Source organism: Ectopseudomonas toyotomiensis (assembly GCF_017167985.1).
GTDB lineage: Bacteria > Pseudomonadota > Gammaproteobacteria > Pseudomonadales > Pseudomonadaceae > Aquipseudomonas > Aquipseudomonas toyotomiensis.
In genome coordinates, this window is record NZ_CP070505.1 from 4,520,687 (window position 1) to 4,534,555 (window position 13,869).

13 protein-coding genes are annotated in these 13,869 nt (G+C 62.9%); 2 read left to right on the forward strand and 11 right to left on the reverse strand.

Annotation, left to right across the window (positions count from 1 at the left end; genetic code table 11):
* Nucleotides 1-55: 55 nt before the first annotated feature.
* The 11 genes from JWV26_RS20965 to ccoN (JWV26_RS21015) form a co-directional block, all read right to left on the reverse strand.
* Nucleotides 56-2,464 (reverse strand): heavy metal translocating P-type ATPase, encoded by a 2,409-nt coding sequence (locus JWV26_RS20965; RefSeq protein ID WP_206417732.1) that lies wholly within the window; start codon nucleotides 2,462-2,464, stop codon nucleotides 56-58.
* Nucleotides 2,465-2,472: 8 nt separating this feature from the next.
* A complete protein-coding gene (locus tag JWV26_RS20970) occupies nucleotides 2,473-2,991 on the reverse strand; it encodes a FixH family protein (RefSeq protein ID WP_072424188.1) in 519 nt (172 codons plus the stop codon).
* A 13-nt stretch (nucleotides 2,992-3,004) separates the two neighbouring features.
* Entirely contained in the window at nucleotides 3,005-4,417 is a 1,413-nt protein-coding gene (ccoG, locus tag JWV26_RS20975; protein WP_072424187.1) for a cytochrome c oxidase accessory protein CcoG, read from the reverse strand.
* Between the two features lie 160 nt (nucleotides 4,418-4,577).
* Complete coding sequence (gene ccoP, locus JWV26_RS20980) at nucleotides 4,578-5,573, reverse strand: cytochrome-c oxidase, cbb3-type subunit III (RefSeq protein WP_206417733.1); 996 nt, start codon at nucleotides 5,571-5,573, stop codon at nucleotides 4,578-4,580.
* Nucleotides 5,570-5,758: a cbb3-type cytochrome oxidase subunit 3 gene (locus tag JWV26_RS20985; RefSeq protein ID WP_206417734.1), complete on the reverse strand. Its 189-nt coding sequence runs from the start codon at nucleotides 5,756-5,758 to the stop codon at nucleotides 5,570-5,572. Before JWV26_RS20985 ends, ccoP (JWV26_RS20980) begins: the two co-directional genes overlap by 4 nt.
* A gap of 6 nt (nucleotides 5,759-5,764) precedes the next feature.
* A complete protein-coding gene (gene ccoO, locus JWV26_RS20990; RefSeq protein ID WP_017677204.1) occupies nucleotides 5,765-6,373 on the reverse strand; it encodes a cytochrome-c oxidase, cbb3-type subunit II in 609 nt (202 codons plus the stop codon).
* The gene (gene ccoN / locus JWV26_RS20995) at nucleotides 6,373-7,815 is read right to left on the reverse strand and encodes a cytochrome-c oxidase, cbb3-type subunit I (RefSeq protein ID WP_017677203.1); all 1,443 of its coding nucleotides are present in this window, start codon (nucleotides 7,813-7,815) and stop codon (nucleotides 6,373-6,375) included. The genes ccoO (JWV26_RS20990) and ccoN (JWV26_RS20995) overlap by 1 nt, the downstream gene beginning before the upstream one ends.
* A gap of 345 nt (nucleotides 7,816-8,160) precedes the next feature.
* Entirely contained in the window at nucleotides 8,161-9,087 is a 927-nt protein-coding gene (gene ccoP, locus JWV26_RS21000; protein WP_017677202.1) for a cytochrome-c oxidase, cbb3-type subunit III, read from the reverse strand.
* On the reverse strand, nucleotides 9,084-9,263 hold the full coding sequence (locus tag JWV26_RS21005; protein ID WP_017677201.1) for a CcoQ/FixQ family Cbb3-type cytochrome c oxidase assembly chaperone: 180 nt from the start codon (nucleotides 9,261-9,263) through the stop codon (nucleotides 9,084-9,086). Before JWV26_RS21005 ends, ccoP (JWV26_RS21000) begins: the two co-directional genes overlap by 4 nt.
* Before the next feature lie 5 nt (nucleotides 9,264-9,268).
* Nucleotides 9,269-9,877, reverse strand: a complete 609-nt coding sequence (gene ccoO, locus JWV26_RS21010) for a cytochrome-c oxidase, cbb3-type subunit II (protein ID WP_017677200.1) — start codon at nucleotides 9,875-9,877, stop codon at nucleotides 9,269-9,271.
* Complete coding sequence (gene ccoN, locus JWV26_RS21015) at nucleotides 9,877-11,316, reverse strand: cytochrome-c oxidase, cbb3-type subunit I (RefSeq protein WP_072424183.1); 1,440 nt, start codon at nucleotides 11,314-11,316, stop codon at nucleotides 9,877-9,879. The genes ccoO (JWV26_RS21010) and ccoN (JWV26_RS21015) overlap by 1 nt, the downstream gene beginning before the upstream one ends.
* A 101-nt stretch (nucleotides 11,317-11,417) precedes the next feature.
* On the opposite strand from ccoN (JWV26_RS21015), the gene JWV26_RS21020 reads away from it, so the two are divergent.
* Together JWV26_RS21020 and JWV26_RS21025 are read left to right on the forward strand one after the other, a co-directional pair.
* Entirely contained in the window at nucleotides 11,418-12,092 is a 675-nt protein-coding gene (locus JWV26_RS21020; RefSeq protein WP_241201236.1) for an alpha/beta family hydrolase, read from the forward strand.
* A 365-nt stretch (nucleotides 12,093-12,457) separates the two neighbouring features.
* Nucleotides 12,458-13,867 carry a circularly permuted type 2 ATP-grasp protein gene (locus tag JWV26_RS21025; RefSeq protein ID WP_072424181.1) on the forward strand — a complete coding sequence of 470 codons (1,410 nt, stop codon included), beginning with the start codon at nucleotides 12,458-12,460 and terminating at the stop codon, nucleotides 13,865-13,867.
* Nucleotides 13,868-13,869 lie beyond the last annotated feature (2 nt).

Genomic DNA, 13,869 nt, shown 5'->3' on the forward strand with positions numbered 1-13,869 from the left:
CTGAGTAGGAGCGAGCGTCGCGAGCGAACCGCTTCTTCGCGCGCAGAGCTCGCTCCTATGTGTTCGGGGTGCGGCTCAGGCGCAGGGCATTGAGCACCACCAGCAGCGAGCTCAGCGACATGCCTACAGCCGCCCAGATCGGCGTGATCCAGCCCAGGGCGGCGAAGGGCAGTACCAGGCCATTGTACAGCGTCGCCCAGGCCAGGTTCTCGATGATGATACGGCGCGTGCGCTTGGCCAGTTTCAGGCCGTCGACCAGGCTGCTCAGTCGGTTCGACAGCAACACGGCGTCGGCGCTGGTTTTCGCCAGGTCGGAGGCCGAGCCCATGGCCACGCTGATATCGGCGGCAGCCAATACCGGTACGTCGTTGACGCCATCGCCAAGCATCAGCACGCGCCGCCCTGCGCCGTGCAACTGCTTGAGCACGGCCAGCTTGGCATCCGGGGTCAGGCCGCCCCGAGCGTCATCGATGCCCAACTGACGGGCGACTTCACCCACCATCGGCGAGCTGTCGCCGGAGAGCAGGTGAATGTTCCAGCCCCGTGCGCGCGCAGCGGCGATCAGATCGGGAGCATCTTCGCGCAGGCGGTCGTCGAGGACGAACCAGGCCAGTGGGCCCTGTTCGTCGCCCAGCAGCAGCCATTGGCCGTGCTCGCTGGCAATCGCCGGTACGGCCTGGCCGCTCATGGCGCAGACGAAGCTGGCCTCGCCTATGCGTAACAGGCGGCCATCGACCAGGCCCTGCAGGCCTTGTCCGGGATGACTGTCGACGGATTGCGCCGCGCGGGGCGCTTGGCTGAACGCGCGGGCGATGGGGTGTTCCGAACGGTTTTCCAGTGCGGCCGCCAGCGCCAGGCAATCACCCTGGTCAAGATCGCGCAGCGGGTGGATAGCCTTGAGCGTCAGGCGGCCTTCGGTCAGCGTGCCGGTCTTGTCGAGCACCAGGGTGTCGATCTGGTTCAGGCCTTCGAGCACATGGCCGCGCGTCAGTAGCATGCCCAGCTTGTGCAGGGTGCCGGTGGCGGTGGTCAGTGCAGTCGGCGTGGCCAGGGCCAGGGCGCAGGGGCAGGTGGCCACGAGTAGGGCGAGCACGACCCAGAAGGCGCGGCTGGAGTCGATCTCCCACCAGGCGAAGCCGACCACGGCGGCAGCGATCAGGATGAACAGCAGGAACCATTGCGACACGCGGTCGGCGATTTCCGCCAGGCGTGGTTTTTCGCTCTGCGCTCGATCCAGCAAGCGCACGATGGCCGACAGGCGCGTGGCATCGCCCAGCGCCTGCACTTCGACGGTCAGTGGGCCTTCGACGTTCAGCGTGCCAGCGGTAACGCTGTCGCCGATGCCGCGTGGCAGCGGCAGGTACTCGCCGGTCAGCAGCGATTCGTCGACGCTGGACTGGCCGGCGAGGATGCGCCCGTCGGCGGGAATCAGCGAGCCGGGTTGCACCAGCACCTGCTCACCTTCGCGCAGCTCGCTGAGCAGGATGCGCTGGCTCTGGCCGTCGGCGTCCAGGCGCAGGCAGGAGGCCGGCAGCAGCTTGACCAACTGCGCCGTAGCGGCGGCTGTGCGTTCTCGTGCACGGCGCTCCAGGTAGCGCCCGGCGAGCAAGAACAGCGCGAACATACCCACGGCGTCGAAATACAGTTCGCCCTGGCCGGTGATGGTCGACCAGATGCCGGCCACGTAGGCACCGCCGATGGCCAGCGAGACCGAGACGTCCATGGTCAGATGGCGGGTACGCAGGTCGCGCAGGGCACCACGGAAGAACTGGCCGCAGCAGTAGAAGACGATGGGCGTGGTGAGAAACAGGCTGGTCCAGCGCAGGATCTTGTCCAGCTCCGGCGACAGGTCGATGTTGAATTCCGGCCAGGTGGCCATGGTCGCCATCATCACCTGCATCCACAGTAACCCGGCCACGCCCAGCTCGCGCATGCGTCGACGGTTTTCCGCGGCCATGCGCTCGGCGGCCTCGTCGGCGCGCCAGGGGTGGGCGGCGTAACCGATGCGGCGCAGTTCGGCAAGCAGCTTGCTCAGGGCGATCTGGCTGTCCTGCCAGCGCACCTGCAGGCGATGGTTGGACAGGTTCAGGTGCGCTTCGGCCACGCCCGGCACGCCGCGCAGGTGCTTCTCGATCAGCCAACCGCAGGCCGCGCAGCTGATACCTTCGATCAGCAACTGGGTTTCGCTCACTTCGCCCTCGTGCTGGACGAAGGGCTGCTGCACATCGCTGCGGTCATACAGCGCCAGTTCATCCGGCAGGGCGGCGGGCAGTGCCTGCGGGTTGGCCGCGTTCTCGCTGCGATGGCTGTAGTAATGCTCCAGGCCACCGGCGACGATGGCTTCGGCCACGGCCTGACAGCCGGGGCAGCACATTTCGCGGGTCTGGCCGAGCACGTCGGCACGGAACTGGCTGCCGGCGGGCACCGGCAGGCCACAGTGATAGCAGGGAGTGGGGGTGGGCATCGGCTGGGTCAGTAGGAGGGGTTGTCACCGATCATGATGGTCTGGCCGCCGGTGATGTTCTCTTCCTCGAACAGACGCCAGTTCTGGCTGCCTTCCTGGCCGAGCAACTCGACGAAGCGGCGACCGCTGATTTCATCGACCATCTGCCCACGGTACTGGCCGTCAGCCGTCGGTTGCAGGATCACGCGGCGGTCGCGCTCTGGCTGGGTCGGCGAGATCAGGTTGAGCACAATCTGCTGCGGTCTGCTGTTGCCCTCCAGCGACAGGGTGGCGACGCCGGTGGTGTTATCCAGCACCAGCTCGCCATGCAATTGCAGGCGCTCGGCCAGTTTCTCGCGCTCCAGCGACTGGTTGATGCCCTTGCCGACATCGTAATAGTCGTCGGAGATCAGCCCTGGCGGATTCTTTGTGGCGATGGTGAGCAGGGTCAGGCCCTGCACTACCGAGTAGCCCAGCAGGAACAGGATGAACCAGGGCCAGAACTGCTTGTACCAGGGTTTGACTGGCGATGGGGTTTGCTCGGTCATGCGTTTTCCGTTGTCAGCGGACGCTTGGGCCGATGAAGCGGCTGTCGGCGTCGTTCTTGATACTGGGGTCGTCCGCCGATTGTACGTGGAAGACGATGTTGTTGGCGCTCGACGGCAGCTTCTCCGGTGCGATGGACAGCTCGACCGGGAAGGAATACACCTCGCCAGCCAGGGCCCGCACTTCGCGCTTGCCCTCGTAGACCAGGCCGTCGAGGCCGTCGGCCGTGATCACGTAGGTCATGTCGCGCTGCGCCTTGTTCATGATCTTCAGGGTGTAGACGTTCTCGATATGGCCGCGCTCGTTCTCACGGAACAGCACGCGGTCCTTGAGTACATCCAGCTCCACCAATGGGCGATTGGCCACGGCCCAGGCGAACAGGCCGATCATGGCGACCAGCGCGACAGCGTACCCGATCAGGCGCGGGCGCAGCAGGTGGGTCTTGCGCCCGGACAGGTTGTGTTCAGTGGTGTAGCTGATCAGCCCCTTGGGATAGTTCATCTTGTCCATGATGTCGTCGCAGGCGTCGATACAGGCGGCGCAGCCGATACACTCGATCTGCAGGCCATCACGGATATCGATACCGGTCGGGCAGACCTGCACGCACATCTTGCAATCGATGCAGTCGCCGAGGCCCTGGGCCTTGTAGTCGGCGTCCTTCTTGCGCGGGCCGCGTGATTCGCCACGGCGCGGGTCGTAGGAGACGATCAGGGTGTCCTGGTCGAACATCACGCTCTGGAAGCGCGCGTAAGGGCACATGTAGATGCATACCTGTTCACGCAGGTAGCCGGCGTTGCCGTAGGTGGCGAGGGTGAAGAAGCCGATCCAGAAATAGGCCCAGCCGCTGGCCTGGCCGGTAAAGATCTCGATGACCAGTTCGCGAATCGGCGTGAAGTAACCGACGAAGGTGATGGCTGTGAGCAGCGAGACGCCCACCCAGATACCGTGCTTGGCCGCTTTACGCCCGAGTTTCGCGCTGCTCATGGGCTGCTTGTCCAGCTTCATACGCTGGTTGCGGTCACCTTCGGTGACCTTCTCGGCCCACATGAACACCCAGGTGAACACGCTCTGCGGGCAGGTGTAGCCACACCAGACGCGACCGGCGAAAACGGTGATGAAGAATAGGCCGAAGGCGCAGATGATCAGCAGCCAGGACAGCAGCATGAAGTCCTGCGGCCAGTAAGTGGCGCCGAAGATATGGAACTTGCGCTCCGGCAGGTTCCACCACACGGCCTGGCGACCTTCCCAGTTCAACCAGACGGTGCCGAAGAACAGCAGGAAGAGCAGGGCGCCGCCAGCGAGTCGCAGATTACGAAACAGGCCAGTGAACGCGCGGGTGTAGATCTTCTCGCGGCTGGCGTAGAGATCGACGCTGGCATTCTTGGCAGAAGGAGGGGTGACGTCCTGGACGGGAATCTGTTCGCTCATCAATGCATACCAAAGCGGTTGGTTGGCAGCCCGGGCCGATACGTGCCGGTCAGGGTCAGTTCACGGTAGCTATATGGTACGCCTGAAAGACAACGCCCGGGTGCGACCAGCGGTCGCGACCCGGGCGTTCATTGACCCTTGTCAAAAGAGTCGCCTGTGCTTACTGCTCTTGTGCCTTGTGCGACAGGCTGTACACGTAGGCAGCCAGCAGGTGCACCTTGTCATTGCCGAGGAATTCTTCCTGGGCCGGCATGTTGCCGTGACGGCCGTAGCGAATGCTCTGCTGCAGTTGCGCGTAGCTGCTGCCGTAGATGAACGCTGCCGGGTTGGTCAGGTTGGGCGCGCCCATGGCCGGGGTGCCCTTGCCGTCGGCACCGTGGCAGGCGAAGCAGGTACCGGCGAAGACCTTCTGGCCCGCTTCGATATCGGCTTCCACGCCTTCCGGCAGCTCACGACCGGCCAGCTCGGTGAGGACGTAGGCGGCGACGTTGCGTACACCGTCTTCGCCAATGGCCGGGCCTTGAGCCGGCATGGCACCCTGGCGACCCTTGAGGATGGTGGTCTTGATGGTTTCCGGCTCGCCGCCCCAGCGCCATTCGGTGTCGGTCAGGTTGGGGAAGCCGTAGCTGCCCTTGGCATCGGAACCGTGGCACACCGAGCAGTTGGAGGCGAACAGGCGGCCGCCCATTTTCAGGGCTTGCGGGTCCTGCGCGACTTCTTCGATCGGCATGGCGGCGTACTTGGCGAACAGCGGGCCGTATTGCTCATCGGCGCGCGCCATTTCCTTTTCCCACTGGTGCACACCGGTCCAGCCGGAGTGACGCATGGAGCCGTCAGCGATCTGCACGCCAGAAGCGAAAGGCGTTTCTTTTTCGCTGTCGACGTAGTCGTAGCCAGGCAGCAGGCCTTTGAAGTTACCCAGGCCTGGGTACAGGGCGAGGTAACCGAGGGCGAAGATGATGGTGGCGACGAACAGCATGAACCACCACTTCGGCAGCGGGTTGTCATACTCCTCGATGCCATCGAAGCTGTGGCCGACGGTTTCTTCGGTGGTTTCCTGGCGCTGGCCCTTGCGGGTGCCGAAGATCAGCCAGGTCAGGGCGAAGATGGTGCCCAGAGACAGAATGGTTACGTACCAACTCCAGAACGTGGTCATTGGTTATTGCTCCTGGAAGAGTCTTGATCGCGCTTGGACTCGGGCTTGGGATCGTCGGCGAAGGGCAGGTTGGCTGCTTCGTCGAAGCTCGATTTGCGTTTGTTGCTGTAGGCCCAGAGCACCACGCCGATGAAGGCGATGAAGACCACCGCCGTGCCGATGCCGCGAATCATCCCGATGTCCATAGCGTCTTACCGTTTGTTCTTGATGGAAGTGCCGAGAACCTGCAGGTACGCGATCAGCGCGTCCATTTCGGTATTGCCTTTCACGGCATCACGAGCACCGGCGATATCTTCGTCGGTGTAGGGAATGCCGAAGCCACGCATGACTTCCATCTTCTTGGCGGTGTCGCGACCGTCGAGCTTGTTCTCCACCAGCCATGGGTAAGCGGGCATCTTCGACTCAGGCACGACGTTGCGCGGGTTGTACAGGTGGGCGCGATGCCACTCGTCCGAGTAACGACCGCCGACGCGAGCCAGGTCCGGGCCGGTGCGCTTGGAGCCCCACAGGAAGGGGTGATCCCAGACGCTTTCACCAGCGACGGAGTAGTGGCCGTAACGCTCGGTCTCGGCGCGGAACGGACGGATCATCTGCGAGTGGCAGCCGACGCAGCCTTCACGGATGTAGATATCGCGACCTTCCAGTTGCATCGCGGTGTAGGGCTTGAGGCCTTCCACCGGCTCGTTGGTGACGTCCTGGAAGAACAGCGGGACGATCTGGGTCAGGCCACCGATGCTGACGGCAATCACCATCAGCAGCGCCATCAGGCCGATATTCTTCTCGATGATTTCGTGTTTCATCAGTGAGCTACTCCGGCGGGAATCTGCGCAGCCGCTTCGTATTCAGCCGGCTTGGCGGCACGCACGGTGCGGAAGGTGTTGTAGGCCATCAGCAGCATGCCTGCGACGAAGAAGGCGCCGCCGATCATGCGTACGACATAGCCCGCATGGCTGGCTTCCAGCGCTTCGACGAAGGAGTAGGTGAGGGTGCCATCTTCGTTCACCGCGCGCCACATCAGGCCCTGGGTGATGCCGTTGACCCACATCGAGGCGATGTACAGCACGGTACCGATGGTGGCCAGCCAGAAGTGGGTGTTGATCAGGGCGATGCTGTGCATCTGCTCGCGACCGAAGACTTTCGGGATCAGGTGATACAGCGAGCCGATGGAGATCATCGCTACCCAGCCGAGAGCGCCAGCGTGCACGTGGCCGATGGTCCAGTCGGTGTAGTGGGACAGGGCGTTGACGGTCTTGATGGCCATCATCGGACCTTCGAAGGTCGACATGCCGTAGAAAGCCAGGGACACCACCAGGAAACGCAGGATCGGGTCGGTGCGCAGCTTATGCCAGGCGCCGGACAGGCTCATCATGCCGTTGATCATGCCGCCCCAGCTTGGTGCCAGCAGGATGACCGACATGGCCATGCCCAGGGACTGTGCCCAGTCCGGCAGGGCGGTGTAGTGCAGGTGGTGCGGGCCGGCCCAGATGTACAGGGTGATCAGCGCCCAGAAGTGCACGATGGACAGACGATACGAATAGATCGGGCGCTCGGCCTGCTTGGGTACGAAGTAGTACATCATGCCCAGGAAGCCGGTGGTCAGGAAGAAACCTACTGCGTTGTGGCCGTACCACCACTGGATCATCGCGTCGGTCGCGCCGGCATAGGCCGAATACGACTTGAACAGGCTTACCGGCATGGCGGCGCTGTTGACGATGTGCAGCATCGCGGTCACGAGGATGAACGCACCGAAGAACCAGTTGCCCACATAGATGTGCTTGGTCTTGCGCTTGACGATGGTGCCGAAGAACACCAGCAGGTAGGTGATCCAGACGATCCCCAACAGGACGTCGACCGGCCACTCGAGCTCGGCGTATTCCTTGGAGCTGGTGTAGCCCATCGGCAGGGTGATCACCGCCAGGACGATGACCGCTTGCCAGCCCCAGAAGGTGAAGGCAGCCAGACCGTCGGAGATCAGGCGCGTCTGACAGGTGCGCTGGACCACGTAATACGAGGTCGCAAACAAGGCGCATCCGCCAAAGGCGAAGATCACCGCGTTGGTGTGCAGCGGGCGCAGACGGCCGAAGCTGGTCCACGGCAGGTTTAGGTTGAGTTCCGGCCACACGAGTTGTGCGGCGATGAACACGCCTAGACCCATGCCAATGACCCCCCAGATCACCGTCATAATGGCGAACTGGCGGACCACCTTATAGTTATAAGCAGTCTGACTGATTGCTGTGCTCATGCTAGGGGTTCCACGGTTAATGGAGTTTTATGGGGCAAAAATCGGCGGCAAGTATGGAGAAAGCAGGTAGCCATTGCAACGCAACGTGCCGACGCGAATAGGGTTTCAGGGCCTTCCGCGAGCCGTTCGCAACGGCCTCGGAAACAGCTCTGGCAGCTTTTTGCGCAACCAGTTTGCGCAGCGCTAAGAAAGGATCGCCTTAGAGTTGTGACGGATGGCGACTGAAAGGCAGCTTAGCCCAGTTCAAGGAAATTGCAGGGCTATTGGTCGGCAGGTGCGACACTGGGTCGCACACATATAAGGAGGGGCCGGCGACCGTGATTCAGTCGCCGGTAAAGCAGGGGGTTACTTGTTTTCGCCCTGGCTCAGCTTGAGCACGTAGGCGGCCAGCAGGTGAGCTTTGTCGTTACCGAGGAAGTCACCCTGCGCCGGCATGTTGCCGCTGCGACCATAGCGAATGGTCTGCTGCAGTTGGGCGAAGCTGCTGCCGTAGATGAAGGCGCTGGGCTGGGTCAGGTCCGGCGCGCCCATCACTGCCATGCCGGTGCCGGCAGGGGTGTGGCAGGCGGAGCAGAGGGTGGCGAAGATCTGCTTGCCGGCGGCGACGTCGGCCTGCGCATCTTCCGGAAGGTCGCGACCACCCAGTTCGGTGAGGACGTAGGCAGCGACGTTACGCACACCATCTTCGCCGATCATCGGGCCTTGTGCAGGCATCACGCCGACGCGGCCATGCATGATGGAGGTCTTGATGGTCTCCGGCTCGCCACCCCAGCGCCAGCTGTTGTCCGTCAGGTTGGGGAAGCCGTAGCTGCCCTTGGCGTCGGAGCCATGGCAGACCGAGCAGTTGGAGGCGAACAGGCGTCCGCCCATCTTCAGCGCGCGTTCGTCCTTGGCCACTTCCTCGATCGGCATGGCGGCGTATTTGGCGAAGATCGGGCCGTACAGCTCATCGGCACGGTCCATCTCGCGCTGCCACTGGTTGACCTGGGTCCAGCCATTCTCGTAGCCCGGCAGCAGGCCCTTGAAGTTGCCCAGGCCCGGGTAGAGCAGCAGGTAGCCAACGGAAAACACCAGGGTCCCGAGGAACAGCATGAACCACCACTTGGGCAGTGGGTTGTCATATTCCTCGATGCCATCGAAGGCGTGGCCCATGGTCTGCTCAGTCGGGTTCTTGTGCACTTCGCTCTTGCGGGTGGCGAAGATCAGCCAGAACAGCGCGACCAGCGAACCGACGGTCAGCAGGGTGATGTACCAGCTCCAGAAGGTGGTCATGCTTGGGTCCTCGAAACGGCGGGCTTGGGCTCATCGGCGAAGGGCAGGTTGGCCGCTTCGGCGAAGGCATCGCGGCGTTTGCCGCTGTAGGCCCAGAGGGTGACGGCGGTGAAGGCGATCAAAACCAGCGCAGTGCCTAGGCCGCGCAGGGTGCCGATATCGATAAGCTCGAACATGGCACTCACCTCTTGTTCTTCACGGCGGTGCCAAGCACCTGCAGGTAGGCGACCAGAGCATCCATCTCGCTCTTGCCCTTGACCGCATCGCTGGCCCCAGCGACGTCTTCTTCGCTGTAGGGCACGCCCAATGTGCGCAGGGCGCTCATCTTCTTGGCGGTGTCCTTGCCATCGAGGCTCTGCTCCACCAGCCAGGGGTAGGCGGGCATGATCGACTCCGGCACGACGTTGCGCGGGTTGTACAGGTGGGCGCGATGCCACTCGTCCGAGTAGCGGCCGCCGACGCGAGCCAGGTCCGGGCCGGTGCGCTTGGAGCCCCACAGGAAGGGGTGATCCCAGACGCTTTCACCAGCGACGGAGTAGTGGCCGTAGCGTTCGGTCTCGGCGCGGAACGGTCTGATCATCTGCGAGTGGCAGCCGACGCAGCCTTCACGGATATAGATGTCGCGGCCTTCCAGTTGCAACGCGGTGTAGGGCTTGAGGCCATCGACCGGTTCGTTGGTGACGTCCTGGAAGAACAGCGGGACGATCTGCGTCAGGCCACCGATGCTGACCGCCAGGATCATCACCAGGGCCATCAGGCCGATGTTCTTCTCGAGAATCTCGTGTTTCATCAGTGGGCTCCTTCTACCGAGAACTGCGCAGCGGCTTCCATCTCGATGGATTTCGCGCTGCGTACGGTCAGCCAGACGTTCCATGCCATCAGCAGCATGCCGGCGAAGAAGATGGCGCCACCGATCACCCGCACCACGAAGCCGACATGGCTGGCCTCCAGCGCTTCGACGAAGGAGTAGGTGAGGGTGCCGTCCTCGTTCACTGCGCGCCACATCAGGCCCTGAGTGATGCCGTTGACCCACATCGAGGCGATGTACAGCACGGTGCCGATGGTGGCCAGCCAGAAGTGGCTGTTGATCAGACCCAGGCTATGCATCTGCTCGCGGCCGAACACCTTGGGAATCAGGTGATACAGCGAGCCGATCGACACCATGGCGACCCAGCCGAGGGCGCCGGCGTGCACATGGCCGATGGTCCAGTCGGTGTAGTGGGACAGGGCGTTGACGGTCTTGATGGCCATCATCGGGCCTTCGAAGGTGCTCATGCCGTAGAAGGCCAGAGACACCACCAGAAAACGCAGGATCGGGTCGGTACGCAGTTTGTGCCAGGCACCGGAGAGGGTCATCATGCCGTTGATCATGCCGCCCCAGCTGGGTGCCAGGAGGATCAGCGACATCACCATGCCCAGGCTCTGCGCCCAGTCAGGCAGGGCGGTGTAGTGCAGGTGGTGCGGGCCGGCCCAGATGTACACCGCGATCAGCGCCCAGAAGTGGACGATGGACAGGCGGTAGGAATAGACCGGGCGACCGGCCTGCTTGGGCACGAAGTAATACATCATCCCCAGGAAACCAGCGGTGAGGAAGAAGCCCACGGCGTTATGGCCGTACCACCACTGAATCATCGCATCGGTGGCACCGGCATACAGCGAGTAGGACTTGGTCAGGGTGACCGGAATTTCCAGGTTGTTGACCACGTGCAGGATGGCCACGGTGAGGATGAACCCGCCGAAGAACCAGTTACCCACGTAGATGTGGCTGACCTTGCGCTGCATCACCGTACCGAAGAAGACGATGGCGTAGGACACCCAGACGATGGTGATCAGGATATCGATCGGCCATTCCAGTTCGGCGTATTCCTTGGAGCTGGTCCAGCCCAGGGGCAGGGTGATGGCCGCAAGCAGGATCACCAGTTGCCAGCCCCAGAAGGTGAAGGCCGCCAGCTTTGGCGCGAACAGCGTGGTCTGACTGGTGCGTTGCACCGCGTAGTAGCTGGTGGCGAACAGGGCGCAGCCACCGAAGGCGAAGATCACCGCATTGGTATGCAGCGGACGCAGACGGCCGAAGCTGGTCCACGGTAGGTTCAGGTTCAGTTCGGGCCAGGCCAGCTGGGCAGCGATGAATACGCCGAGTCCCATGCCGACGATGCCCCAAACCACCGTCATAATGGCGAACTGGCGAACCACCCTGTAGTTATAGGCGGAACGGGTTGTTGTGTTCATGTCTGGGCTTCCATCCACGGTTATGGCAGAGCGGCCGATAACCGTGGTGGACGCAGGCATGAGCAAGCCACGGACACCACGGATATCGACGCGAGGCAAGCATGAGCAAAGGGCCATCTGGGTTTATTGACGCCGGTCAATGTGAGCAGGGACTACCCTGGTTGTGGGACGAACCGCCGCAGGCTGCGTGGGGTACCTTGATCCTTGCCCATGGCGCCGGTGCGCCAATGGACAGCCCGTTAATGCAGACCATGGCTGAGGGCCTGGCGGTGTGCGGCGTGCGCGTGGTGCGCTTCGAGTTCGCCTATATGGCGCAGCGGCGGGCGGACGGGCGCAAGCGCCCGCCCAATCCTCAGGCGCAACTGCTGCAGCAATGGCGCGAGGTACATGCCCAGGTGCGCCAACGGGTCGCAGGGCCCGTGGCCGTCGGCGGTAAGTCCATGGGCGGGCGCATGGCCAGTCTGCTGGCTGACGAGTTCGGCGCCTCTGCGCTCGTTTGTCTCGGCTATCCCTTCTATGCCACCGGTAAGCCGGAAAAACCGCGCGTGGCCCATCTCGCCGAGCTGCGTACGCCGACGCTGATCATTCAGGGGGAGCGCGATGCATTGGGCAATAGGGAAACCGTTGAAGGTTACGAGCTTTCAGCGGCCATTGAGCTGCACTGGTTGCAGGCTGCCGATCATGACTTAAAGCCATTGAAGGCATCCGGCTTCAGCCATCAACAGCACCTCCAGGCGGCAGTCGGAGCGATCGCTGCTTATCTTGGTGCGGGCTGAGAAAGAGCTTCGTCCACTTGACCGCTGCGTCTCTTGATGCACATTCATTCCGATACTTGTTCGTCGTGTCGTCGCTGCAAAAGCGGTTGCGCTTGACCGGTCGGTCACGCAATGTGACAGCTAAGTGTCCGGGGCCACTGCAGGGCGGCGCTGCAGGCTTTTTGCCTTCACCGCGCGCTGCGATGGCCAGTGAGTTTTTGCTGTGCCACGCAATGGGGCGGCGTCTCATGACAGAAACATTGCGTCGCACCATTTCGGTGCTTTTTGTTTGGGTGTTGTTGGTATCTATTTGAAATTAAAGGATTAATTTCGCTGGCTCGGGCCTTGCAGAGGATGCTGCAAGTCCGGGTGACAAGGAGTACGGCATGGCCCGCACCTTTTATGACGAGATGTACGACGCGAGCGGCGCTGTCCGCCCGCACTACCGCGAATTTGCCCGCTGGTTGGCAGAAACGCCGGACGATCTGCTGGCCCAGCGCCGACGAGAAGCCGACCTTCTGTTCCACCGCGCCGGTATCACCTTCACTCTCTACGGGGATGATCAGGGCACCGAACGCCTGATTCCCTTCGACATCATCCCCCGCTCCATCCCTGCCAGCGAATGGCGCGTTGTCGAACGCGGCTGTATCCAGCGCGTACAGGCGCTCAACCTGTTTCTCGCCGACCTCTACCACGACCAGCGCATCATCAAGGCTGGCATCATTCCGGCTGAGCAGGTGCTGGCCAACGAGGGCTACCAGATGGCCATGCAGGGCCTCGACCTGCACCGCGACATCTACGCGCATATCGCCGGGGTCGATCTGGTACGTGACGGCGACGGCAGCTACTACGTACTGGAAGACAACCTGCGCACCCCCAGCGGCGTGAGCTACATGCTCGAAGACCGCAAGATGATGATGCGCCTGTTCCCCGAGCTGTTCGCCGCTCAGCGCGTGGCGCCGGTGGACCACTACCCGAACCTGTTGCTCGATGCGCTGAAGAGTTCCAGCCCGCTGGACAACCCCACGGTGGTGGTGCTGACGCCGGGCCGCTTCAACAGCGCCTACTTCGAACACGCCTTCCTCGCCCGCGAGATGGGCGTGGAGCTGGTGGAAGGCGCTGACCTGTTCGTGCGTGACGACAAGGTTTACATGCGCACCACCGCCGGGGCGCGGCAGGTGGACGTGATCTATCGCCGCCTCGATGACGCCTTCCTCGATCCACTGGCTTTCAATCCCGATTCGATGCTCGGCGTGGCGGGGCTGCTGTCGGCCTACCGCTCGCGCAACGTGGTGTTGGCCAACGCCATCGGCACCGGCGTGGCCGACGACAAGTCGATCTACCCCTATGTCGGCGACATGATCCGCTTCTATCTGGACGAGGAGCCGATCCTCAAGAACGTACCTACCTGGCAGTGTCGCAAGCCGGAGGAGCTGTCCCACGTGCTGGCCAACCTGTCCGAACTGGTGGTCAAGGAGACTCAAGGCTCGGGCGGCTACGGTATGCTGGTCGGCCCGGCGGCGAGCAAGGCCGAGATCGAGAACTTCCGCGCGCGGCTGATGGCCAAGCCGGAGGCCTATATCGCCCAGCCGACGCTGTGCCTGTCGACCTGTCCTACCTTCGTCGAACGCGGCATCGCCCCGCGCCATATCGATCTGCGCCCGTTCGTCCTGACCGGTCGCGAAACCCGCCTGGTGCCTGGCGGCCTCACGCGCGTGGCACTGCGCGAAGGCTCGCTGGTGGTCAACTCGTCGCAAGGCGGTGGCACCAAGGACACCTGGGTGGTAGAGGACTGAGT